At 59.0% G+C, this 24,475-nt stretch carries 21 protein-coding genes; 5 read left to right on the top strand and 16 right to left on the bottom strand.

Features of this window, described 5'->3' with window-relative positions; all coding sequences use genetic code 11:
* Positions 1 to 40 precede the first annotated feature (40 nt).
* From BKA12_RS02745 to BKA12_RS02735, 3 genes are all read left to right on the top strand, one after another.
* On the top strand, positions 41 to 3,229 hold the full coding sequence (locus BKA12_RS02745) for an efflux RND transporter permease subunit (RefSeq protein ID WP_183640479.1): 3,189 nt from the start codon (positions 41 to 43) through the stop codon (positions 3,227 to 3,229).
* A 96-nt stretch (positions 3,230 to 3,325) separates the two neighbouring features.
* Positions 3,326 to 4,444, top strand: a complete 1,119-nt coding sequence (locus BKA12_RS02740; protein WP_183640477.1) for an LLM class flavin-dependent oxidoreductase — start codon at positions 3,326 to 3,328, stop codon at positions 4,442 to 4,444.
* A 6-nt stretch (positions 4,445 to 4,450) separates the two neighbouring features.
* Complete coding sequence (locus BKA12_RS02735; RefSeq protein WP_338087408.1) at positions 4,451 to 4,927, top strand: MarR family winged helix-turn-helix transcriptional regulator; 477 nt, start codon at positions 4,451 to 4,453, stop codon at positions 4,925 to 4,927.
* 14 nt (positions 4,928 to 4,941) lie between these two features.
* Here BKA12_RS02735 and BKA12_RS02730 read toward each other — a convergent pair whose 3' ends face one another.
* The 4 genes from BKA12_RS02730 to BKA12_RS02715 all read right to left on the bottom strand — a co-directional run bounded on the left by BKA12_RS02730 (position 4,942) and on the right by BKA12_RS02715 (position 11,549).
* Entirely contained in the window at positions 4,942 to 5,748 is an 807-nt protein-coding gene (locus tag BKA12_RS02730) for a transglutaminase-like domain-containing protein (protein ID WP_183640475.1), read from the bottom strand.
* A gap of 121 nt (positions 5,749 to 5,869) precedes the next feature.
* Entirely contained in the window at positions 5,870 to 7,210 is a 1,341-nt protein-coding gene (locus BKA12_RS02725; RefSeq protein WP_183640474.1) for an MFS transporter, read from the bottom strand.
* Positions 7,211 to 7,311: 101 nt separating this feature from the next.
* Positions 7,312 to 10,392: an AAA family ATPase gene (locus tag BKA12_RS02720; RefSeq protein WP_183640472.1), complete on the bottom strand. Its 3,081-nt coding sequence runs from the start codon at positions 10,390 to 10,392 to the stop codon at positions 7,312 to 7,314.
* Complete coding sequence (locus BKA12_RS02715; protein WP_183640471.1) at positions 10,389 to 11,549, bottom strand: exonuclease SbcCD subunit D; 1,161 nt, start codon at positions 11,547 to 11,549, stop codon at positions 10,389 to 10,391. The genes BKA12_RS02720 and BKA12_RS02715 overlap by 4 nt, the downstream gene beginning before the upstream one ends.
* Before the next feature lie 76 nt (positions 11,550 to 11,625).
* Here BKA12_RS02715 and BKA12_RS02710 point away from each other — a divergent pair, with 76 nt between their 5' ends.
* Complete coding sequence (locus tag BKA12_RS02710) at positions 11,626 to 12,402, top strand: hypothetical protein (protein WP_183640470.1); 777 nt, start codon at positions 11,626 to 11,628, stop codon at positions 12,400 to 12,402.
* Positions 12,403 to 12,406: 4 nt separating this feature from the next.
* Here the strand turns inward: BKA12_RS02710 and BKA12_RS02705 are convergent, their stop codons facing one another.
* From BKA12_RS02705 to clpS, 8 genes are all read right to left on the bottom strand, one after another.
* Positions 12,407 to 13,411, bottom strand: coding sequence for an exonuclease domain-containing protein (locus tag BKA12_RS02705; RefSeq protein WP_183640469.1), 1,005 nt, complete (start codon positions 13,409 to 13,411; stop codon positions 12,407 to 12,409).
* Positions 13,401 to 14,111 (bottom strand): DedA family protein, encoded by a 711-nt coding sequence (locus tag BKA12_RS02700; protein ID WP_183640468.1) that lies wholly within the window; start codon positions 14,109 to 14,111, stop codon positions 13,401 to 13,403. The genes BKA12_RS02705 and BKA12_RS02700 overlap by 11 nt, the downstream gene beginning before the upstream one ends.
* Positions 14,108 to 14,782, bottom strand: a complete 675-nt coding sequence (gene rdgB / locus BKA12_RS02695; RefSeq protein ID WP_183640467.1) for an RdgB/HAM1 family non-canonical purine NTP pyrophosphatase — start codon at positions 14,780 to 14,782, stop codon at positions 14,108 to 14,110. The genes BKA12_RS02700 and rdgB overlap by 4 nt, the downstream gene beginning before the upstream one ends.
* Complete coding sequence (gene rph / locus BKA12_RS02690; protein ID WP_221228038.1) at positions 14,775 to 15,539, bottom strand: ribonuclease PH; 765 nt, start codon at positions 15,537 to 15,539, stop codon at positions 14,775 to 14,777. Before rph ends, rdgB begins: the two co-directional genes overlap by 8 nt.
* A gap of 10 nt (positions 15,540 to 15,549) precedes the next feature.
* A complete protein-coding gene (locus BKA12_RS02685; protein ID WP_183640464.1) occupies positions 15,550 to 16,443 on the bottom strand; it encodes an MBL fold metallo-hydrolase in 894 nt (297 codons plus the stop codon).
* Entirely contained in the window at positions 16,440 to 17,405 is a 966-nt protein-coding gene (murI, locus tag BKA12_RS02680; RefSeq protein WP_183640463.1) for a glutamate racemase, read from the bottom strand. The genes BKA12_RS02685 and murI overlap by 4 nt, the downstream gene beginning before the upstream one ends.
* Before the next feature lie 63 nt (positions 17,406 to 17,468).
* The gene (locus BKA12_RS02675) at positions 17,469 to 18,047 is read right to left on the bottom strand and encodes a DUF2017 family protein (RefSeq protein ID WP_183640462.1); all 579 of its coding nucleotides are present in this window, start codon (positions 18,045 to 18,047) and stop codon (positions 17,469 to 17,471) included.
* Positions 18,047 to 18,346: an ATP-dependent Clp protease adapter ClpS gene (gene clpS / locus BKA12_RS02670; RefSeq protein ID WP_420826518.1), complete on the bottom strand. Its 300-nt coding sequence runs from the start codon at positions 18,344 to 18,346 to the stop codon at positions 18,047 to 18,049. Before clpS ends, BKA12_RS02675 begins: the two co-directional genes overlap by 1 nt.
* A gap of 119 nt (positions 18,347 to 18,465) precedes the next feature.
* On the opposite strand from clpS, the gene BKA12_RS02665 reads away from it, so the two are divergent.
* Positions 18,466 to 19,788: a nicotinate phosphoribosyltransferase gene (locus BKA12_RS02665; protein WP_183640460.1), complete on the top strand. Its 1,323-nt coding sequence runs from the start codon at positions 18,466 to 18,468 to the stop codon at positions 19,786 to 19,788.
* Positions 19,789 to 19,887: 99 nt separating this feature from the next.
* On the opposite strand, the gene BKA12_RS02660 is transcribed toward BKA12_RS02665, so the two are convergent.
* The 4 genes from BKA12_RS02660 to BKA12_RS02645 are packed head-to-tail and all read right to left on the bottom strand — an operon-like array spanning position 19,888 to position 24,431.
* Entirely contained in the window at positions 19,888 to 21,687 is a 1,800-nt protein-coding gene (locus BKA12_RS02660; protein ID WP_183640459.1) for a DEAD/DEAH box helicase, read from the bottom strand.
* A 47-nt stretch (positions 21,688 to 21,734) separates the two neighbouring features.
* On the bottom strand, positions 21,735 to 22,034 hold the full coding sequence (locus tag BKA12_RS02655; protein ID WP_183640457.1) for a DUF3039 domain-containing protein: 300 nt from the start codon (positions 22,032 to 22,034) through the stop codon (positions 21,735 to 21,737).
* Positions 22,035 to 22,086: 52 nt separating this feature from the next.
* Positions 22,087 to 23,655, bottom strand: coding sequence for a transporter (locus BKA12_RS02650; RefSeq protein ID WP_183640456.1), 1,569 nt, complete (start codon positions 23,653 to 23,655; stop codon positions 22,087 to 22,089).
* Positions 23,637 to 24,431, bottom strand: coding sequence for an ABC transporter ATP-binding protein (locus BKA12_RS02645; RefSeq protein WP_183640455.1), 795 nt, complete (start codon positions 24,429 to 24,431; stop codon positions 23,637 to 23,639). Before BKA12_RS02645 ends, BKA12_RS02650 begins: the two co-directional genes overlap by 19 nt.
* Between the last annotated feature and the right edge of the window lie 44 nt (positions 24,432 to 24,475).

The raw sequence follows: 24,475 nt of genomic DNA, 5'->3' as shown, positions 1-24,475 counted from the left end.
CCTCAATTATCACGATTGTTGATTTCAAGGAGACCAGCGCATGCACCGTCTTGCCCAATTTTCACTCGGCAATAAGGCGCTCATCGCGCTGGTCTCCGTTTTTATTTCTGTCTTTGGCGTCCTCGCCATGGGTGGACTCAAGCAGGAGATCATCCCCAGCTTGGAGTTCCCGCAGGTTGCGGTCATCACGCAAATGTCTGGCGCCTCGCCTGAAGTAGTGGACAAGCAGGTCAGCGAGCCACTCGAGTCTGCGTTGCAGGCGGTTGAGGGACTTGAGAGTTCGTCTTCGACGAGCCGCCAGGGCGTCTCTACCGTGTCCTTGTCCTTCGTCTACGGCACCAACTTGGACCGCGCGCGTAGCCAAGTAGACCGCGCCATCAGCAACGTCCGCAGCCAGCTGCCGGACGATGCCAACCCGCAGTCATTCTCCGGCTCCGTCAGCGACTTCCCCGTGGTCTACATGGCGGTTTCTTCAGACAAGAGCCTCAGCGAGCTCAAAGCAGATCTTGAGCGCTTGACCGTTCCTCGCCTGAGCAAGATCGATGGCGTGCGTTCCGTCGGCGTGACCGGCGGCGCCGATCAGCGCATTTCCATCACCCCGAAGACAGCAGAGCTGACGGACCGCGGATTCACCACGCAGGATATTACGACAGCGCTGAGCAAGAACGCGGGCCTGTTTCCGGTGGGCTCACTAGACCAGCAAAAACGGACGTTGCCCGTGCAAGCCGGCACCACCATCAATTCCGTCAAGGACATCCAAAAGATTCCGCTTGCTGCCAAAACAATTGCTGGGCAAGATCCCGCGACCGTAAATTTTGATCCTTCCGATCCACTGCTCGAGACGACGGTCATCGGGGATGTAGCCGAGGTAGTACTCGAAGATGCACCGGCCAGCTCCATCACCCGCACCAACGGTGTTGAGACGCTGAGCCTGTCCGTCACCAAGACGCCTGAGGGCGACACCGTCCGCATCTCCCATGCCGTTCAGAATCTCGTCGATGAGCTGCAGACGGAGCTCGGCAATGACGCCAAGATCACTACGGTCTTTGATCAGGCGCCGTTCATCGAGAAATCCATCAAGGACCTCACCGTTGAAGGCCTGCTGGGCTTGGGCTTTGCGGTGATCGTGATTTTGGTCTTCTTGATGTCCTTGCGCTCGACACTGGTGACGGCCATCTCGATCCCGTTGTCTTTGCTCGTGACCTTCATTGGTCTTCAGGCGTTCGGCTATTCACTGAACCTGTTGACGCTCGGCGCCCTCACGATTTCGATCGGCCGCGTAGTGGATGACTCGATTGTTGTCATCGAAAACATCAAGCGACACCTTGAATACGGTGAAGCCAAGGGCACAGCCATTCTTCGTGCCGTGCGAGAGGTTGCCACCGCGGTGACCGCCGCGACGTTGACTACCGTAGCTGTGTTCTTGCCGGTTGCGTTCGTCACGGGCATCGCGGGCGAATTGTTCCGCCCCTTCGCGATCACCATGACTATCGCGCTCTTGGGTTCGTTGTTCGTTTCCCTCACGATTGTTCCGGTGCTGGCTTACTGGTTCTTGGGCCGACGCACCGCGGCAGCCAGTACCTCACAGGCTATCTACGGGAAGCACCGCGGTTCCCTTCCTGGCGACGATGCGGACCCTGTGGCTCAAGCCCACGCCAAGGAGCGCAAGTCCTGGCTGCAGCGCGGTTACCTCCCGGTTCTGAAGTCCTCGCAAAAGCATCCAGTCATCACGATCTCCACGGCTGTACTCATTTTGGTGGGCACCGCGGCCATGATTCCGCTGGTTCCCACCAACCTTTTGGGCAGCTCGGGTGAGAACTCTTTCCGCCTCACGCAAAAAGTAGCTGCAGGTAGCTCACTCGAAGAGACCACCAAACTTGCCGCACCAGTCGAAGATGCCCTGCGCAGCGTCGAGGGTGTTCAAGACGTCCAGCTGACCATCGGCTCCGGCGGCGGCTTGTTTGCCTTCAGTGGCGGATCCACTGCTGATCAAGCCAGCTTCACCGTGACTACGGACGAGTCCGCTGATCAGGAAGCCGTCCAGGATGCTGCTCGCGAAGCCATTGGCAAAGCCAACGCGGCTGGAGACATCAACTTCAGCTCCAACCAGAGCCAAGGGTTTGGTTCCAGCGTCAGCATTAACGTCTCCGCGCCAACTCCTGAATTGCTGGCAGAAGCCAACAAGACTGTCATGGATGGGCTCAACGGGATCGACCAAGTGAAGTCGCTCGAGTCCAATTTGAGCACCAAGACTCCGGTCGTCACGGTAGAGGTCGACCGCGCCGAGGCCGCCAAGCACGGATTGACCGAGGAACAGGTCGGCGGCCTGGCCGCGTCCACGCTAGGAGCCGTTCCTGCGGGAACCGTTCGTTTTGGCTACAACGACTATCCGGTGGTCATCGTCGGCGACGTCAAGGTCCGCTCTGTAGAAACGCTGCAGAACATCGAGATCTCTACGGCCTCCGGCACCATTCGTCTCAGCGATATCGCGAACGTCAAGGAGACCACCACGCTCTCGACGATCACAAGCTCGAACGGTGAACGTATAGCCACCGTCTCGGTCACTCCCGAAGAAAATGCTTTGGGGTCCGTCTCCGCGGAAATCAATAAGCGCCTAGAAACCATGAACTTGCCAGCAGGCACGAGCGCGGAGATCGGTGGCGCGGCCGTTCAGCAGGCCAATTCCTTCCGAGACCTGGGCCTGGCACTCATTGCAGCTGTTGCCATTGTGTACGTCATCATGGTGGCGACCTTCAAGTCATTGATTCAGCCCCTGATCCTGATGGTCTCCGTGCCCTTCGCGGCAACTGGCGCCATCGGCTTGCTGCTCCTCACCGGCGTACCGCTAGGTCTCCCCTCGCTGATCGGCATGCTTATGCTTATCGGCATTGTGGTCACTAATGCAATCGTGCTGATTGACCTGATCAACCAATATCGCAGACCGCGAGACGGGCAACCGGCTATGGCACTCGACGAGGCGATTGAGCAGGGCGCTCGCCAGCGCTTACGTCCCATTGTCATGACGGCTGCCGCGACCATCTTTGCCCTCATCCCCATGGCCATGGGTCTCACCGGCGGCGGCGGCTTCATTTCGCAGCCGCTTGCAGTCGTGGTGGTTGGCGGACTCATCAGCTCCACACTGCTGACGCTGATTCTGGTTCCTGTGCTCTACCAGCTTGTGGAACGCGTCCGTGAACGCCGTGAAAAGAGATTCGCTTCCGAAGCCTGAGACTCAGGGGTGATGTAAGCCACCGGAATATTCGGCGCCGATCCTTCGTTTTATATTCAGTTGCATATAAACTGGAATGGAACTTAGGAGAAAAACATGCAGTTCGGCGTATTTAGCGTCTCAGATATTACTCAAGACCCCAACACTGGTGCCTACCCAACGGAGCACGAGCGCATCAAAGCCATGGTGGCCATTGCCAAGAAGGTCGAAGAGATCGGCATGGATGTCTTCGCCATTGGCGAGCACCACAACCGCCCATTCTTCTCGTCTTCGCCCACCACCACTCTTGCGTACATCGCTGCACAGACCGAGCGCGTCATTCTTTCCACGGCGACCACGCTGATCACTACGAATGACCCGGTGAAGATCGCTGAAGACTTCGCCATGCTCCAGCATTTGTCCGATGGCCGAGTGGATTTGGTCCTGGGTCGCGGCAACACCGCACCGGTGTACCCGTGGTTCGGCAAGAATCCTCAAGACAGCGTTGAGCTGACCGTGGAGAACTACCACTTGTTGCGCCGCTTGTGGGACGAAGACGTAGTCTCCTGGCAGGGCAAATACCGCACGCCGCTGCAGTCCTTCACGTCCACCCCACGGCCACTTGATGACGTGTCACCGTTCGTCTGGCACGGTTCTATCCGCACGCCACAGGTTGCTGAAATTGCCGCGTACTACGGCGACGGCTTCTTCGCGAACAACATCTTCTGGCCGAAGGAGCACTACCAGCAGCTCATCAACCTCTACCGCGAACGCTTTGAGCACTACGGCCATGGTCGCGGCGATCAGGCATTCGTGGGTCTCGGAGGCCAGTTCTTCATGCGGGAGAACTCGCAGGACGCTGTGAAGGAGTTCCGTCCGTACTTCGACAACGCGCCCGTCTATGGACACGGCCCGTCGCTTGAAGACTTCACGTCACAGACCCCACTGACCGTGGGTAGCCCGCAAGAAGTCCTTGAGAAGACGTTGACGTTCCAAGAGTACTTCGGCAACTACCACCGTCAGTTGTTCTTGGTGGACCATGCCGGCCTTCCGCTGAAGACCGTTCTTGAGCAGCTTGATCTCTTCGGCGAGAAAGTGCTTCCGGAACTCCGCAAGGAACTGGAATCGCGCACCCCAGCTGACCACCCTGCTCCCCCAACCCACGCCAACCGGGTAGCCGCGAAGCAGGCTGAAGCTGCGTCGTCGTCCTCCGAAAAATCTGAAGTCAAGGAGTAGCCAACCGTGAGTCCCGACCAGCAAAAAAGCGTACGAGCAAGCGCCGACGCCTGGGAAGCGATTTTCCGCGCGCAAGTGAAGGTCATGCGCGAACTGCAGAAAGGCCGCGCGTTTTCAGACTTGTCGCCATCCGAATACGACATTCTGTTCAATCTGACGCGCTGTCCAGGCGGTTCCTCACGACTGTCTGATCTGAATGTGCATTTGCTCATCAGCCAGCCGAGCCTGTCACGCACAGCCGAACGCCTTGAAAAGCGCGGCTATGTCACGCGCGAAAAGGATCCGAGCGATTCTCGAGCCGTTTTGGTCACGCTGACCGATGAGGGACGTGCCAAGCAAGCCTCCGTGGGGCGCGAACACGTGCGGCACATTCACCGGCTCTTGCAGCCGCTACTCACGGTGGAGCAGCTGCAGCAAATCAAGCAGCTGAACTCCATCATCGCGGACGCTGATTTCAGCCACGCTCAAGCGTGCACCGAGTAAGGTACTTCCGCGAATTAGCGGAGGATGACCAATTCGTCGAGAGGCGGATCGGTCAATTCTTCGTCAGCCTCGGCGGTGACGCGGATCTTGTCGAAGACAATGGATCCGCGCACCGTGCTGAGGAACGCCGTATCTGTGGCATCCTCACCAGTGGCAATGCGCAAGAGGCCCTGACGCGGCGCCAGACCGGTGGCGTCAGCTACCCGCCATTCGCCATCAATGTAGGCCTCCACCACTGCGTGGAAGTCCATCGGCGTGAGCTGCGGCGCATACACGGCCACCATACGAGCAGGCACATTCTTGGCGCGCAGCATCGAGACGAGCAAATGCGAGAAATCCCGGCACACGCCGCGACGAGCCAACAACGTATTGACGGCGCTATCCGTGCCCCTGGATGAACCAGACACGTAGGCAAGCTCCTCATTCACCCACGTGCGGGCGGCGTTGAAGAGTTCCTTGCCAGTCATCTTTCCGAAGTTTGCGTAGGCAGTCTGCAACAAGGTGTCAGATTCGCAGTACCGCGACGGGCGAATGTAGCGAATCAGATCCGCCTCATCTACGACCGGCACCTCGGCTTGGCCGACCACGGTGGCCGAGTAATCCAGCTGGATCACGCCGCCTTCTTCCGTCTCCACCACGTGGAAACGTCCGCCATGGAAATCCGGAACCTCTTTCACCTCAATGGGCACACCATCAACCGTGGCAATCAACTCTTCTTCAAAAGAGTCATAGCCCGGATCCTTAACCGGCGCGATGGCATACACCAGCTTGGTACCCGGTTGTGCCGTGGCGAGCAGATGAGCGGAGACAGTGCGCTTCATTGACTACTTTCTCAATTTTGAATGAGAGGTGTGGCGGAGCGGTGCGAGGTCCTCACCATACCGAGGAAAATTCATCCTGCACCATGGTAGCCCGCTTCTGAAGAATGCGTTTTACGATTCTTTAGGCGTGTTCCTTGCGGCGATATTTTCCAGAAATTACGACGCCGGCCGCGGCTGCCGCAAGGATCACGATGGCCGCCACGAGGGCAATCTGGTAGGACGCTTCATAGCCTGAGGTATCCGCGAAGAACCCGGCCAACGAGTTGCCGATCGAAGTACCGATCGTGATTCCTGACGCGAGTAGTCCCATGACGAAGCCCAAGCGACCATGAGGTGTCATGGTGTTTCCGAAGGCAAACATCGTGACGAGAATCGGGCCGATCGGCAGTCCGATGCAGGCGAGAGCAATCAGCACCAGCGGTACCGAGTGTGCGAACTGCAAAAACAACGTCGCTGGCACCAGCACGATCGCAGCCGCCAGCCATCGCGAGGTGAGCTTGAAGGACGCAGGCCATGCGACCACCGAGAGGGCCGTTACTGCGGAAATGCTGCCAAGTGCGGCGTAGATCAAACCGCCACCACTAGGGATACCCATGTGATCTGCGAAGGCGAGCGTGCCAGACGCCGTGGAGCCGAAGATGGTTCCCAGGCCCATCATGGTGATGGTCGCGAGGCTTATGCCAAGTGCTTGGCGAGTGGTCCAGGCTGCTGCCATTTGACCCTTTTGGCGGCGCGGCGCGGCAAGAGCCGTGCGGTGCAAGGCAAATGCTGGAACCAAGATCGCTGTGATGGCACCCGAGATGACCAGTGGCATCCACGGCGTGACGAGTGCGGCAACGAGGCCCACAATAGCCGGGCCTAGCGCGAACGTGATCTCATCAGCCGTGGATTCATAGCCCAGGGCTACATTGAGTTCTCGGCCTTGAGTAACGCGGCCGTTCGTGAGTCCTACCCAGCGCGACCGGGACATGGGACCCACTTGGGCACAGGTAGCACCAGCAAGAAGCGAAGCGAGCCACGTCATCCATGGAGTGGCTACGGTAGTCCCGGAGGCCGTGAATGCAGCGCCTTCTTGGAAGCCGAATACCAGCAAGAGCGCCAATGAAACGACATGCAGAACCGCGAGAGCTAAGAGGACTCCACGCTGACCGCGCGCATCAGTAATGGCGCCGGAGAGCGGAGAACCAACTGCGGAGCCAATACCCACGAGCGCCGCTGCAATGCCACCAGCCGTGTAGGAACCCGTCGTGGAGACCACGAAGGTAATCGAACCGATGGTGAGCATTCCGAGCGGCAGCCGCGCTACGAGAGCAAGCGGGAAGAAGATAGGTCCGGCAAGTTTGCCGAGTGCGGAGAATGCGGACCCAGATGGCTTCTTAGCGCGATCATTGGGGCCGGCGCTGTTGCCATGGGAGAAGTTTTCAGGCGCAGGGCCAGATGAATCTACGTGTGACGCAGACATTTTGGGTTTTCCTTTGAACGTGCACGCCGTCCCAGCCTCCCGGCGCGCCCAACCCTCAAGCAACTCCCATTATAGGCTCTCTGGCAAATTACCCCGATTCCTTAGGCCACTCCGTCCAGTACCACCTTGGTAGTAGATCCTCGAGGAGTCTTGCGCACCTGAATTTGAGCTGGGATACGCTGCTTCATCTCTTCAACGTGCGAGACCAGGCCCACCACGCGGCCACCTTCACGAAGATCATCAATGGCGCTCATGACCTGCTCAAGGCTGCTCTGGTCAAGAGTTCCAAAGCCTTCATCCACAAACAGCGTCTCGAGTGAGATTCCGCCGGACTCTTCTTGAATCACTTCCGCGAGACCCAGAGCTAGCGACAACGACACCATGAAGGTCTCGCCGCCGGAGAGCGAGTTCGTGTCGCGCTGTTGTCCCGTCCAGGAGTCGAGCACGGCCAAGTCCAGGCCGCCCTTTCCTCGTCCCTGACGATCATCGACGTGAATCAGTTGGTAGCGACCATCAGACATCTCGTGAAGCCGAACGGTTGCCGCCGCCGCGACGGCCTCCAACTTCGCCGCGAGAACGAAGGATGAGAGGCGCATGCGTAGTCGGTTATCGCCTTCACCACGAGCTACCTTTGCAAGGCCTTCCAGCTCCCGCATTGCCAGACGGCGAGGTTCGAGCTCCTCACGAACTTTTGCATTGCGGGCCACGCCAGAAACGAACCCCTCGCGCTGATTCACCAAGACAATTCGAGCCTTCGAGGCGATGTTTTCGAGTTTCAAGGAGGCGTTGACAGTTTGCGACGAGGCCTCGAGCTCTTCTGCGGTGATTGAGGATTCCCCTGCCTCCACACGAGCCTTATGACGAACCACTGGCGCAGAACCTTCGAGCTCCGCAATTCGAGAGACTTCATCCGTAAATGAGGTCACCTCGCCCGTGTGTGCTGCACGCACGGATTCGTCAAGAAGCGCTTCAAGGAATTTCTTTTCGCTTCCGTATCCCAGATCAACGAAACCTGCGTCGTGCAGACGTTCACCCCACAGCCTCCCGGCTTCCGCCATGTCCATGAGGGCTCGGTCGGCTTCGCTTTTGCTTGACATTTCCGCAACCAAGAGTGCTCGAGCGGCCTTCTCTTCGGCAACGCGTTCGCTGATGCTCGCGTAGTCACCGCGATCCTTAGCGACCTCTTCCGTTATCTCGGCCACTTCGATGGTGAGAGTCTCAACTTCTTTGGCTACAGACTCTTCACGAACGCGCGTTGTTTCCAGCTGCATGTCAGTACTGGCGAGCAATTGCTGTGCATCCTGAAGTTTCTTCTTGGCCACTTCTAGAGCAGCGACGGTGCCTTTGGCGGTTTTCACCGCGAGCTCGGCTTCTGAGACCGCAGCCGTCGCGTCTTCAAGCGATTGCTCACGTGCATGCGCCGCCAGTTGTGTTTCACGATCTTGGGCGCTTCTCAGTGCCTTTTCGGCAGAGGATTCGGCTTGACGGCATTCTTCAGAGCGTGCGGCAGCGTCTTCCCGTTCTTCATCCGTAACGATGCGTCCGTCCACTAGCACGGCTGGTGCTGGGTGATCCGCAGATCCGCAGACCGGGCAAGGCTGCTCGTCTTCAAGACTCAAGGCCAACCGTGCCGCTACTTGTTGTTGAGCCGTCGCCGTGAGCTGGCGTTCGAACTCTTGGGCCGAGCGAGTCGCTTCGCTTTTGCTCTGCCACTGAGTGGCAAGCCGCTGAACTTCGGTACGCACGGCGTCCAGCTGGGTGGCTGCTTTCAAGACGTCGTGAGCCTGCGTGAGCTTGATCTGTGCTGCTTCTACGCTCAGCACACCGCTTTGTGCGGAGAGTTCTTGCTCCTGAAGCTCAGGCAACGTGGCCGAAACCGTCTCGCGGACCTTGGTCAGTTCAGCAATCTTCTGTCCCAAAGCCTCCAGAGATGCACTGGCCTGCCGCTTCTTGGAAATCTTCTCCAGAAGAACTTCTTCTTGCTTGGCCCGCTCGGTGAGGACAGCGATTTGCTGGGCCAAGTCCTCCACGATCTCGTCCAGTTGGCCTTTGTAGCGTTCATACATGGCGCTAGCAACCGGAGACTTCGCGCGCTGAGCCCGCGCTGCCTCGAATTTTGCTTCTGCAACACTTTGTGCCGTACATGCCGCATCCCGCTGTTGTTGCGCAGGAATGAGGGAACGCGCCTTCGCGTCCCAGTCAAGAATTACCCGCAGTGCCGCAACGTTTCCTTCGCGCTCCGCGACGTTTTGACGACGCCGCTGCCACGCCTCATGAGCCGAAGCATCAGCGAACTGCTCCTTGCGCTGCTCGTGGATTTTCTGAGCCTCCTGATAGGCGCTGTTTAGCGTCTTGGCCCACTCTTTCGCGGTGACTTCGACGGTTTCCAGTTGGCCTGCATAGAAGTCCAGGCTCGCTGCCTCAGTTTCATCAGGAACAGGAAGCTCGTCCGTAATTCCCACGGAAAGTCGCGTTTTCTTCCAAGCATCGAGGGCGTTACGGGCTGCCTCTAGCAGTCGAGTCTCATCCGCACTCAAACGGATTTCGTCCTCGCTGATGGCATCGCGAGCTTGTACATACTGTTGCCACAACAGATCTTCCGCGCGCGCAAAGGTGCGTGTGTCAAAGAGCTGACGCAGGATCGCGTCTTTCTCATTCGCATTGGAGCGCAAGAACGCGGCGAACTCCCCTTGCGGCAACATCACGAGCTTTGTGAATTGGTCCCGTTGCAGTCCCAGCAACGAGGTGATCTGTTGACCAGCTTCATCGTTACGGTTGGTCAGCGAGACCCAGGATCCCTCGCGGTGCTCTTCAAGCAGGGTCTTGGCTTGGTCCGTGGTGAATCCACCGCCGCGAAGTTTAGGACGTTTGACGGCAGGCGTGCGCTGCACCCGCAAACGCTTGTTTCCCACCGAGAATTCGCACGTCACATAGGTGGGTTGGTACGCGGCGGGGACATCCGAGGCATGGTCACTGCGCACGCGCTCTTTGGACATCGTCTCGCGGGCGCCCGGAAACGAACCATAGAGCGCAAAGCAGACGGCATCCAAGATGCTGGTCTTACCGGCGCCAGTCTCACCATTGAGCAAGAAGAGGCCGGCATCTGCCAAGGCATCGAAATCGATGACTTCCTTGCCGGCGAAGGGACCAAACGCGCTGAGTTCTAGACGATGAATTCTCATAGATTCGTTCCCTCCGTCAGTGCTTGCGAGAGCACCCGCTGCATGATTTGTGTTTCGCTCTCGTCCAGCGAGCGAGCCCTCACATGTTCGAAGAACTCACCGCAGACTTCTTCCGGAGAGGCCTGCGGCTTCACGCGCTCGGCGTATCGCCGCTGCTCGCGCTTCTCGCTGGGTTCCCAGCGGTAGACAAGGATCCCTGGAAAGCGTTCCCGGAGCCGATCCATGCCACGCTGCGGCTGATCGACATCCGTTACCGTCACCTGCACCCATGCGTCCTCCGCAGACGCGAATTGCGCGTCATGGAGAAGATCGTCAATGGTGCCCTTCACCGTCTTGAGCGCACGCGGCTGCGCGAAGTCCACCTCAGTAACTTCCACGAGTCCGGTGGCGTCAACGTCAACCAGCCAGGCGCCCTTGCGGTGGTTCGCTTCCGAGAAGGAATAGGCCAACGGCGATCCCGAGTACCGAACATTTGGCGCGAGCGTCTGACGGCCGTGCAAATGACCTAGCGCGGTATAGGCGAAGTCGCTAAATACCGCGTGCGGAACCTTGTCCAAGCCGCCCACGCTGAGTTCTCGCTCGCTTTCGCTCGGCGCTCCCCCGGCGGCAAATACGTGAGACATGACGAGCGGAATCTGCGGCCTGTCAGTACCTGAACGGCGCGACTCGAGGTTGGAACGCACTCGAGAAAGCGCCGCTTGAATAATGGGTTCATGCCCCGAGGTCTCCACACCCAGCGCATCCGCCACAAGCCGCGGTTCCAGATACGGCAAGGCATAGACCACGGCATCAAAATCTTCGCCGGGAATCACCACGGGACGGTCGAGGTCTGCCACGTTCGCCCGGATGTGAACATTCGCATGCTCAAACGCGCGCGCTCCAAACCCGAGCCGCACCGCCGAGTCATGGTTACCACTAGAAATGATGATGGGAATTCCTGCGTCCATGAGCAGGCCGAGCGCTTCATTGAACATTTCCACCACAGCCACCGCTGGCAAGGCACGGTCATACACATCGCCGCTAATGAGGAGCGCATCAACATGATGCTCAGCAATGATCTTGCTGACTTGCTGGACAACGTCCCGCTGGTGATCAATCACGTCAACGCCGTGAAAGGACCGGCCCAAATGCCAATCAGAGGTGTGAAGAAATCTCATACCTCCACCCTACGCAGTACCCCTGACACCTAGATCATTAAACCTGTCATCCGTGGAAACTCGATAGGCTATCGGGGTGACTTCTAGCGCTACTCCACACCCAGCCCATTCCGTTCTGCCAGCTTTGGCGGCCAAGGCCACTCACGAGACTCTTCCCGAGACGGTGATCGCTTTCGCTGTGCTCGATGGCCTCTTAGAAGCGATCGAATGGGCCAACGAGGGCGTGGCCGCTGACGAGCCCGCGTGCATGTGGTTGAGCACGTTGCGGTGGACCCGCGCGCTGGACGGTTCCGTGCCAGAAGGCGCTCCCGAGCCACCTAGCCGGTGGACGGATGATCACTTCCGCGCGATCGCTCGCGGCCTGACGCCAGAGCAGCGCACCATCGTGAATGAGCACGCTGACATTCAGACGTTGAGGGGCCCCGAAATGGGCACTCCGTCACGCCCCTTCGCGAAGAAACGCTTGCCGGATCACGAATACCAGAACGACGACGCCGCTCGGCTTGCGCTCCGATCCTTCATTTTGGGGCTCCTTCCGGATGCGGACGGCACTCTCACGAATCGCTTGACTCGCGATGCTGCCGCCCTCACCCACGGCGCCGAAGCCAGCTACTTCTATGCGCAGAGCGTGGGACGTTGGGCCAACGCGCAGTTGTGGCCAGATGCTCATTCAGCTGCTGAGGACACCACCGAAGCGCCAGAACTCGGTCCCTTCGAAACGCAAGTCAAGACTGCTGTGAGTGAAGTGCGGGAGCCGAGCGGCGGCGTCGAACGCCCTGAAAATTCCGCAACAGAAGCGTTGCTGGAATTGGGCAACGGACTGGCGCAGCGCTGGGCTAAAGCGACCTCTTAAGCGGTCAGACGCTCAGCGGCCACGGGCCGCCCACCATCTGCAGGAATTCGCCTTCCGAGACCACTTCAATGTGCTGGCCGCGCTCGCGCAGCTCGAGGGCACGGCGGGCCTTGTTCGTGATGCGGCCCGTGCGTAGATCGCTCGCGACGAAGCCATCGCCCACCACCAAGACGGTGGTCTGACGGGTGACGCGGCTTGCGGTGGTGGCACCCACGACGGCCGCGCGGTTCTTCGCGTCCTGGCGGCTCATCGCGAGATTGCCGGTGAACACCACGTTTTCGCCATAGAGCGGATGTGTGGGGTCAGCGTCGAGATTCGGCTGCGGATTGCTGCCTTCGTGAGGCCAAATCTGCCAATCCGGAGGCTGCGGAATATCGCGCTGCTCGGACTTCCAGCGCAGGCCATCGGCGCTCGCACGGGATAGCGGATCGCCCACGTGGTAGCCCTCAGCGTGACCCAACGAGACCCGCAGGGACTGATGCACTGCCGGAATGTCGGCCGCGTTTTGACGGTACGCGATATCCATCATGATGTTGGCGCATGCCGTAGCGTCCGCGAGTGCCTCATGGTGGTTCTCGAGAGGAGCGCCAGCAGCTTCGGCGACGAACGGCAAAGAGTAAGACGGCAAGTCATACGTCTTGCGGGAAAGGATCACGGTGCACGCGAAGGTTCGCGGGTCCACATTGAGCTCTGACATTTCAGCCGCGGAACGGATCACGCCAACATCGAAGGCGGCGTTGTGCGCAACCAAAATATCGTCACCCACAAAGTTCATGAGCGGCGTGTACAGCTCACCGAAGCGCGGCGCGTCCTTGACCATGTCCGGCGTAATACCGTGAATCTGCACGTTGCGGGGATCGAAGTGATCGAAACCTTCCGGCGGGCGCATGAGCCAGTTCGCCGTTTCCACAACACGCGAGTTGCGAACTTTCACCACGCCAACTGAGCAAGCTGAACCGCGAAAACCATTAGCGGTCTCAAAGTCGATCGCGGTGAAATCAACGCTCATCGGTAGAGGTCACCTTCTCACGGCGACGCTTCAAGATCTTGTAGATCACCCAGCCCACGATTGCCAGGATGACTACGACGATCACGATGCGCTGGAACGTGTTGGCGTACTGCTCAACGATGTGCCAGTTATCGCCCAGGTAGAAACCTGCCAAGACAAAGATGCTGTTCCAGATCGCAGAGCCCGCGGTAGTCAGCAGAACGAACTGCCAGAACGGCATACCCGTGATGCCGGCGGGAATGGAGATCAGCGAACGGAAAATCGGTACCATACGGCCGAAGAAGACCGTCTTGGGACCGTTCTTGTCGAACCAGGCTTCCACACGGTCCACGTCGTTCATATCCACGAGCGGCAACTTGGAGAAAATCTTGCGCGTCCGCTCGCGACCCAACAGCTTGCCCACCCAGTAAAGCGCAACCGCACCCACCACGGAACCGGCAGTCGTCCAGATCAGAGCCTCGGCCAGCGTGAAAGAGCCACGTGCTGCAGCGAAACCTGCCAGCGGCAAGATCACTTCAGAAGGTAACGGTGGGAAGAGGTTCTCGAGCGCGATGGCTAGTGCCGCGCCAGCTGGACCAATGATGTCCATGAGGCTCACGGCCCAGTCAGAAAGCTGGGTGAGCCAGCCGCCCGAGGAACCATCGGTGGAACCTGCCTGAGCTACGAGGATGCCTGCTGTAAACAGTGAAAAGAAATTCATGATGTGTAATGCTGTCCTTCAAGTGCGCGCTGTACATGTGGGACGAGCGCAGCAAACGCTTGCCCGCGATGACTAATGGCGTTTTTCTCGTCCGCAGACAACTCCGCGACACTGCGCTCGTATCCTTCAGGCAAGAGGACCGGGTCGTATCCGAATCCTCCATCGCCACGAGGCGCAGTCAACAACGTGCCCTTCAGTTCCCCGAAGGTCACCACGGTTTCCTGGCCGGGGACTGCGAGCGCTGCCGCACAGACGAACTTTGCTGCCCTGTGTTCGGTATCGATATCCGCCAGCTGATTCAGCAATAGCTGCAGGTTCGCTTCGTCGTCTCCGTGCGCTCCTGACCAGCGGGCGCTGAAAATTCCGGGTGCCCCGTTGAGAACGTCAACGGACAATCCCGAATCATCGGAGACGGCCGGCAGGCCCGTTGCCTTCGCGACGGCTTCTGCTTTCAAGATGGCGTTCTCCGCGAACGTCACGCCGGTCTCTTTGACGTCAGGTGCGTTCACAGAGGCAGCGTCAAAGACGTGGTGCTCTGCGTCGAATTCAGGCATTGCGGCAGAGAGGAGTTGGCGGAACTCCCGTAGTTTGCCGCGGTTATGCGTTGCGAGGACGACGCCGAAGCTCAACTGAGGCGCTTGGCTTTCCGTTTCCAGCGGGCTATCAGTCATCGTCGCCTAAGGTTTCGCGCTGGATTTGGGCCAGCTCTGCGGTTCCGGATACGGCGAGATCGAGCAAGCGGTTGAGCTCGTCGCGATCAAATGGCGCGCCCTCGGCGGTGCCCTGAACCTCTACGAAGGTTCCGGAGCCAGTGACAACCACGTTCATGTCGGTCTCGGCGCGAACGTCCTCGATGTACGGAAGATCGAGCATTGGCGTGCCATCGATGATGCCCACGCTCACTGCAGCGACGGAATCCGTCAAGACACTGGCACGGCGATCAATAAGCTTGTTGGCCTTAGCCCAACGAATAGCGTCAACCAAGGCCACGTAGGCGCCGGTGATGGCGGCGGTGCGGGTTCCACCGTCAGCTTGCAGGACATCGCAGTCCAGCACGATGGTGTTTTCGCCCAGTGCCTTGGTGTCGATGATGGAACGCAGCGAGCGTCCGATCAGTCGAGAAATCTCATGAGTGCGTCCGCCGATCTTGCCCTTGACGGACTCACGGTCGCTTCTAGTATTCGTAGCGCGCGGGAGCATGGCGTATTCGGCCGTGACCCAACCGCGGCCTTCGCCCTTGAGCCAGCGTGGAACGCCTGCGGTAAACGACGCGGTGCAAAGGACTCGCGTGTTGCCGAATTCGATGAGGGCGCTACCCTCGGCTTGGCTGGACCACCCACGGGTGATGCTGATGGGACGAAGTTGTTGTGGTGTGCGGCCGTCCGCACGCACGACGACAGGGGCCTGTGAGGCATTCTCTGGGGGCATGATGTCCAGTCTACTGTTGCGGGAGTATCGGGAGAGGGCGTGTTGTGGTTTTTGGGGCCGGAATGCGAGACATCGCACTCGTCTTCGGAGGCTCGAGGCGATCACCCGAGAGCACGCCATACGTCACGCCGGAGACTGCGGCTGCAAGACCACCGGAATACACTTCCGCGGCTTCGTTGATCACCGTGTTGGTGTCCGTCCATACAGGAATGTGCGTGAGCAAGAGACGGCGAACGCCTGCTTCGGTTGCGGCTTCGCCAGCACGCTTGCCAGTCAGGTGGATTCCTTCAATGGCGTCATCGCGGCCCTCTTCGAAGGCCGCTTCGCACAAGAACAAGTCGGCATCCTGGGCTGCTTCCACGAGACCCTCGCAAGAGTCCGTGTCCCCCGAGTACGTCAAAACAGACGTACGAATGCCACCGAAGATGTCCTCCGTGGCTTCCACACGAATGGCATACGCTTCGGTGGTCGGGTGACGAACGGGATAAGCAGTGATGCGGAAGGGTCCAAGTTCAACGACTTCGCGAGGCGTCCAGTTGATGAAATCGAACTCTTCATTCATTCCCGGATCGAGTTCCAAACCGTAGGCAGTGGCCATACGGGTAGCTGTATCTGCCGGCCCCCAGACCTTGATGCGGTCGCGACCCCATCCTGCAGGATCCCAGCGCACGGCGACGTGCAATCCGCACAAGTCCATGCAGTGATCCGGGTGCAAGTGAGACAAGAACACGCCGTCGATGTCTTTGAGGTCCATGTAGCGCTGGAGAACGCCCAACGAACCGCTGCCGAGGTCCAGCAGAATGCGCCACGGGCGTTCGCCGTCGTGGGCGCTGACGAGATAGCACGACGCCGGTGAGCTCGGGCCTGGGAATGAACCGGTGCTACCAATAATGGTCAGTTTCACTGTGTTCCCTTCGCAAGGCTCTTCACGCGAGCTTCTTCAATCATCTCTGGAGTGATGCGGGCAATGACTCCCGTAGGGAATCGTGCCGACACGTGATCGGCGTGAGTAACGCCCAACACTTCGGGGCCTAAGAAGCGGCGTGCCAGCACTTCGAAGCTTTGCGCATCCCCCGTGGCCAAGAAGTCATGGGTGGGCGGCAACTTTTCTTTGCGCATCAAGCCGTGTCGCGTCAGTTCACGGAACACGTCTTTGGCCGTTTCTTCAGCACTAGATACCAGCGTGACAGAATCCCCCACGACGTAGGAAATTACGCCTGTTAGCAATGGGTAATGCGTGCAGCCAAGCACCAATGTGTCGACGCCCGCCTCCATGATGGGGGCCAAGTACTCGGTTGCGGTCTCGATGAGCTCGTCGCCGCTCGTGATGCCGCGTTCCACGAACTCAACAAAGCGAGGGGCCGCAGCCGAGACGATCTCGAGGTGTGGCGCAGCGGCGAAGGCGTCTTCATAGGCTCGTGAACCTACGGTCGCTTCGGTGCCAATAACGCCGATCTTGCCGTTTCGGGTGGCTTGCACGGCGCGTCGAACAGCCGGCTGAATGACTTCAACCACGGGAATTCCATAGCGGCCGGTGTACCGCTCGCGTGCATCGCGCAACACTGCAGCAGACGCGGAATTGCAGGCGATCACGAGCAACTTCACACCCGCTTCAACCAGCTCATCCATGACGCCAAGGGCATTCGCGCGCACTTGGGCGATAGGAAGTGGTCCGTACGGGCTGTTCTTGGTATCGCCTACATAGACCGTAGATTCCGCGGGCAACTGGTCCAGGACCGCACGAGCCACAGTGAGTCCCCCGACACCCGAGTCAAAGATTCCAATCGGGGCGTCAGGTTCAGGTGCGTTCGGCCGTCCAGTGGATGCCGCGAGCGCGGAAGTCAATCGATCATTTGGTGTTGGCATGATGTGTCGAGAATACTCGCCAACACGCCAATATGCTGGAATCTCAGAGCGGCGTGATGAGTATTACACGCGCTTGAGCAGAGCGCTCATGAGGGATTCTTGCACCCACGAAACGAAGTTGTAGACCAATGCCAGCTGGTCTCGATCCGTGGTGGCGTCCGTGTAATCCACCATCATGTAGATCTTCTCGGCGTCCTTCTCATCTGCGATTTCAAGACGCTCTGCGAGCGCAAGCCGAGCCGAGTTCAAACCCTTAGACAGGACCACGGCTTCGGCCGTGTCCAGCACTAGAGGAAAACGCTCCAGCACTTGGCTCGAAAACTTCAAGTGACCAATCTTCGTGGACACGAGGTTCTGCTCAGTCAGTCGACGGTACTCTTCAGATTCCGCTTCATCGGACGAAGCAACCGTGGGAATCAAGCGCTGCACCACGGCATCATCCGAATCATGCACAGCCACTGAATCTGGAACCATGCCCGTCAGAGCCCACAGCGGATCGCGAGTCTCGGCACTTTCGGGAGCTGCGACGTCGTCCTCTAATAATTGAGCGACGTCCCTCAGAAGCTCACGGATCAAACCAAGTTCTGCGCTATCAAGACCGCACGTGATCCCGCCGGACGTTGATTTGAATCCGCGGGCCATTACGCTTCATCTGCCTTCTGAAAAGTAGCCCACAAACCAAACTCATGCATGGCAAAAGTATCCGCTTCGATCTTCTCTTTCGAGCCGGTCGCAACGACCGACTTACCATCGCGGTGGACTTCGAGCATGAGCTTCTTGGCCTTCGACTTTGAATAACCAAAGTAGCTCTGGAAGACATAGCTCACGTAGGTCATGAGATTTACGGGGTCATTCCAGACAATCAAGACATACGGAACGGCCGCTTGGAATACCTCATCAACATGGGTGTCCAGCTCTTCACGCGTGACTGTGTCCGTCATAGCCATACCAATATTCTACTCGCGCTATGACGGCACGCACGCGTTCGTATGGCTAAAGTGTGAATAGCACAGCACTTGGTCGGCACGGCCATGCCAAAAAGATTGCGAACGAGGAAAGCATGCATCTTCCATCTACATCCCTGCTCACGGACCACTATGAACTCACGATGCTCCAAGCGTCGCTCAAGTCCGGAGCAGCTCACCGCAAGAGCGTGTTTGAGGCATTTGCACGTCGTTTGCCCAGTGGGCGTCGCTACGGCGTTGTTGCCGGAACCGGACGCATCTTGGAAGGCCTTCAAGAGTTCCGATTCCTTCCCGAGCAGATTGAGTTCTTGCGTGCAAAGAAGGTCGTGAACGAGGAGACGCTTGACTACCTCGCGAATTTCAAGTTCTCCGGCAATATCTTCGGATATGCCGAAGGTGATCTCTACTTCCCCGGCTCGCCGATTCTCATTGTGGAATCCACGTTCGCCGAAGCGTGCATCCTCGAGACCTACATCCTCTCCGTACTGAACCACGATTCCGCCGTAGCCTCCGCAGCCTCACGTATGACTGCCGCTGCAAATGGCCGTCCGTGCGTTGAGATGGGCTCGCGCCGCACGCAGGAAGAGTCCGCAGTGGCCGCAGCTCGCGCCGCGATCATCGCGGGCTTCGCGTCCACCTCCAATCTGGAAGCCGGCATTCGCTACGACGTCTTGACGGTGGGCACGGCAGCGCACTCCTTCACGCTGCTGCACGATTCTGAGCGCGAAGCCTTCGAAGCCCAGGTGGCCTCGATGGGCAAGAACACCACACTGCTGGTGGATACCTACGACGTCGAACAAGGCGTCCGCACGGCCGTTGAGGTGGCTGGCCCCGAACTGGGTGCAGTCCGTTTGGACTCCGGCGACTTGGTGGATCAGGCCCAGTGGGTGCGCCGCCTGCTCGACGACTTGGGCAACAAGGACACCCGCATCATGGTCACCTCCGACCTCGACGAATACGCCATCGCCGCATTGCAGTCCGCGCCAGTGGACGCATACGGCGTGGGCACGCGCGTGGTCACCGGCTCCGGTGCTCCAACCGCGTCTATGGTTTACAAGCTCGTGTCGCGTCAGGGCGACGACGGCGAGTGGGTCAATGTTGCGAAGGCTGCCGCAAACAAGGCGAGCGTCGGCGGACGTAAGTTTGCTCTCCGCCGCCTCAACGAGCGTGGCCGCGCCACGGCCGAAGTGATCGGCATCGGTGAAGTTCCGGAAAATGATGGCAACGACCGCGAACTCTTGGTGCAGTTCGTCAAGGACGGCGTCTTCGATCAGGGGTGGACCGGCGCCGAAGGCGTCCGACGTGCGGCCAAGCGCCACCACGATTCCGTGACGGAACTTCCTGGCGTGGCAAAGCGCATGACCGCCGGCGAACCAGTGATTCCAACGACGTACTTGGATGAAGACGCCGCGAACTAGGTGCTGAACGCAAAAGGGTCGGTCCGTAGGTACCGACCCTTTTGCGTCTAAACAGTTTCTTCTGCGATAGCTACCGCACTCGAGACCTGTAGCGCGAGTCTAGGTCCTGCCCACAAACCAGTTCTGGAGTTTGCTCAAGCGATGCTCGAGCTGTTCCACGTTCGCTTGGGCAACGGCCGGCCCTCCGCACTCCGTCCTCAAACGCGAATGAATCACGCCGTGCGGGGTTCCCGTGCGCGCGGACCATGCCGAGACGTTCTTTTGCAGCTGGCTTCGTAGTTCTTTGAGCCTGCGGTGATCCACCACGTCAGCGAATTGCTGGTCATGTTGCGTGGCTGCCGAATCGTCTTGGCTTGCGTTCTTACGACGGCGCGAGACCTGTTCGGCCTGGCGTTGCCGCAAAAGCATCGAGACCTGCTCAGGATCCAAGAGGCCTGGGATACCGAGGAAATCGAGTTCCTCTTCCGAGCCGATCTCGCCGCCGGTTCCGAACTCGCCACCATCAAAGAGCACGCGGTCAAACGAGGCCTGCGAATGGACGGCCTCAAACTTTCCACCGACCAGATCCGAGCTTGCCTTCTCTTCGCGGTTTGCTTCCGCCATGAGATCTTCTTCGGGAATGTTCGCTAGATCGTCAACGCCTGAACCTTCTTTGTCCAGGGCGTGATCTCGCTCGACTTCCATCTCATTAGCCAGTGCCAGTAGCACCGGCACGGATGGCAGGAAGACGGATGCCACTTCGCCTCGCTTACGGGCACGCACGAAGCGGCCAACTGCCTGGGCGAAGAACAGCGGTGTAGACGTTGAGGTGGCATACACGCCGACGGCGAGACGCGGAACGTCCACGCCTTCGGACACCATGCGGACGGCAACCATCCAGCGGCTGGTTCCCGCCGAGTATTCCTCAATGTTGTTAGAGGCCTTCGCATCATCGGAAAGGATGACGTAGACCTTTTCACCCGTAATTGCCTTGAGCTGCTTCGCGTATTCCTTGGCGTCGGCGTGGTCAGTAGCAATCACCAAGCCGCCAGCGTCCGGAACCGTTCGCCGAACTTCAGTCAGTCGCTGGTCCGCGGCGCGCAAGACGGACGGAATCCATTCTCCGGAAGGATCCAGCGCGGTACGCCAAGCGTGCTGCGTGATGTCTTTGGTGGCTCCGGCACCGAGGATGGCTTCCATCTCTTCGCCAGCTGACGTGCGGAAACGCATGCGGCCGGAGTACGCCATGAACAGCACCGGACGGACCACGTGGTCTTTGAGCGCGTTCGCGTAGCCATACGTGTAGTCGGCCTTCGAACGACGGATACCGTCTTCGTCCTCTTGGTAGACCACAAAAGGAATGGTTGCCGTGTCAGAACGGAACGGCGTACCCGTCAACGCCAACCGGCGTTTCGCGGGCTCAAAAGCTTCGCGGATGCCATCGCCCCAGCTGAGAGCGTCACCGCCGTGGTGAATCTCGTCAAGGATGACAAGGCTTGGGACGGCTTCGACTTTGGCTCGGTGCAAGAGCGGTTTGGAAGCCACCTGCGCGTACGTCACAGCCATACCAATGAACCCGGAGCCAATGGAGATGTCCGCGTTCTTGAAGTTGGGGTCAATGGACAAGCCCACACGGGCAGCAGCATCGGCCCACTGGCGCTTGAGGTGATCCGTAGGGGCAACCACGATGATGCGACGAACCGTGCCTTGCTCAACCAGCATTTTGGCAACGCGCAACGCGAAGGTGGTCTTACCGGCGCCCGGGGTCGCGACGGCCATAAAGTCCTGCGGAGCCATCTCGAAGTATTTCTCGAGCGCTTCCGCCTGCCACTGACGCAGTTTTGGCGCAGTTCCCCACGCCGCACGATCCGGGTACGCCGGTGGCATGTCTTCGCCCAACGTAAAAAGGGCATCAGACATGAAGAGTTCTCCTTAAAGCAGTGGATGAATTGGTCAGCGAGGCGAGGTTATTTTTCGCCGTCGCCACCGCCACCGTTAAGGGATTCGTAAATGCTCTTGCACTCTGGGCAGACGGGGAACTTGTTTGGATCGCGACCAGGAACCCATACTTTGCCACACAAAGCGATGACTGGGTCACCAGTGAAAGCGGACTCCATGATCTTCTCTTTGCGCACGTAATGCGCAAAGCGTTCGCGATCGCCTGGCTCTAGTTCTTGGGCGAGTTCCTCCCGCTCAAGAGTGGCGGTTCCCCCACCCACACCGGGGTTCTGCGGATCATCTGCAAAGGGATCTGGAGGCATACTCATGTGTTCAATCCTAGCAACCCGCGGCAACTGAAACGCCGACGAGTGTCCTTCCCTAACGATTTCGAACAGTGGCCTGCATCAACTCTGGCCAGCGCGACTCAAGCCATTTTCCGCCAACTCTGACGCCCACCAGAAGGTAAATGGCACCGAGCACCAGACCCACCAAAAGAAGCACCCACGCCCACATGGAGTTGTTTGTCACGCTGTAGGCGATGAGCAATCCGATCGCCGGAGCGCTGAGGATCGTCATGGCCAGCATGATGCCCATTTGCGTGACCGCCATGCGAACACCGGAACCAGGGTGCGATTTGAAGGGGCTCTCCCCCGGCAGCGGGACGGCGTAGGTATAGCGCGCGGAAGCGATAGAAGAGATTCCGATACTTGCCAAGAGAGCACAAGCGTTCATGCCGACCAGTGCAGGTATCAACGTGGAGTCGCCCAAGATCAACGGCACACCGATGGACAAGATCATAAACAGCGGCAGGGCAACCAACGCGCACGCGATCGCACGACCCCAACGGTCGTCGGCGCCTTTCATCCCCGAGAGGGCATGAAGCGAAAAAGCCGTGGAGTCGTAGCTGACGTCTGCTGAAATTCCGAAGCCCATCAGCGCGAACACCACGGGCCCTGCCCACAGCACCATGAGTGGACTACCGGATTGGTTGTACATGAACCAGGCAATAACAAGCATGAGCGGCACCACAACGAGGCTGCCTGCATACCGGGGGTCTTTGAGCCAATAGATGAGAGCTCGAGCCGTCACAGCACCCCATGGGGTGGCTGGGACTCGAGAGAAGATGCCCAGTCCGTCTACCTTGCGGCTAGCTTTGGCAACGCTGGGGTTCTCGATAGACCTCATCAGCATGAATGACCAGATCCATGCAAAGACTGCGAGGTAGATCACCGAGATCAGCATGCGGAGCGCGGCCAGAAGCATATTGGACTGCGCAACGTCCCACGGAATAGCAGCAAAGATTCCTAGCGGTGTCCACGACAGCACTTGTGCGACCGTGGGAATCCACTCGAGGGCTCGATCGAAGCTATCGGCAAGCGACGAGATGGCCGGCCCCAGCAACATCAACGGGATAAAGAGCAACACGGCTGCAATGTCACGGAATCGCCGGTTGGCGGTAATGGAGAGCGCGGCCGTGGAGACAAGTCGCGAGAGCACTTGGCTCATGAGTGCGGCCAAGATTGCGCTGATGATGGCGGCGGCCATCGCCGCGAGGTTAGGGCGCCACATCAGCGTCTGCGACAAAAACACGAGCAACGTGAGCGTTGCTGGAATGCCAATGAAGCCACTCAACAGCAGACCCACGCTGAGATCACGTCGCGTCAAGACAAAGGTATTGAACCGCGCAGGGTCAAGGGTCAAGTCAACGCCGGTCAGGAATACCGGAATGAGTGCCCAGCCGAGAAGGACAACCGACGTGACCAAGACGCCCACGGAGCCACGAAGATCCAACGGCTGTTCGGCGAGGTAAAAAGATCCGATGCCCAACATCACTACCCAGAACAGGGCATACAAGCCACCGATGATGGTGCCCACGAGCTGCCATGTGCTGCGTTTGAATCCGTTCACCAGCAGGCGCCATTTGAGGCTCAGGAGGTGTGCAACCATGACAACCCCTCGCCGTTTGAGCGTCCACCCACAAGATCCACAAAACGGTCTTCCAGCGAGCCGCCCTGCCGAACTTCGTCCGTCGTACCGATCGCCAAGAGGTTGCCACGAGCCATGACGGCAACGTGAGAACACATGCGCTGGACCAGATCCATCACATGGCTCGACACCACCACGGTGCCGCCATGTGCCACGTAGTCATTCAGGATGCTACGAATATTTGCCGCCGATACGGGGTCCACGGCTTCAAAGGGCTCGTCCAGAACCAGCGTGCGCGGCGCGTGAATCATGGCCGTGGCGAGCGCGATCTTTTTGGTCATGCCGGCGCTGTAATCAACCACGAGCTTCTCCCCCGCGTCGACCAGGTCCAGGGCCCTCAAGAGATCGTCAGTTCGTTCCGCCACGGTCTCCCGGTCCATACCGCGGAGCAATCCGGCATAAGTGACGAGTTGTCGGCCAGATAGACGGTCGAAGAGGCGCACGCCATCAGCAAGAACGCCGAGCTTCTTCTTAGCTTCGAGGGAATCCGCCCACATGTCCACGCCGTTGATCCAGACTTGGCCGGCGTCCGGACGCAAGAGCCCGGTGACCATGGACAACGTGGTGGTCTTTCCAGCGCCGTTGGGGCCCACTAGTCCAAAGAACGAACCAACAGGCACGTCAAAGCTGACGCCGTTGACGGCTACAACATGATCAAAGACTTTGCCCAGTCCTCGAATTGCGATGGCTGGCGCGGCAAATGAAGGCGAGGCTGGATCCTCGTGTGGTTGGGTCATGCTTTGAGGCTACCCGCAGGCACACGGAAAAAAATCCTGCCACA

The sequence above is a fragment of the Neomicrococcus lactis genome (assembly GCF_014200305.1).
In the GTDB taxonomy this organism is placed as follows: domain Bacteria; phylum Actinomycetota; class Actinomycetes; order Actinomycetales; family Micrococcaceae; genus Neomicrococcus; species Neomicrococcus lactis.
Note: the sequence above shows the minus strand (reverse complement) of the source record. Positions and strands in the feature narration are given on the sequence as shown.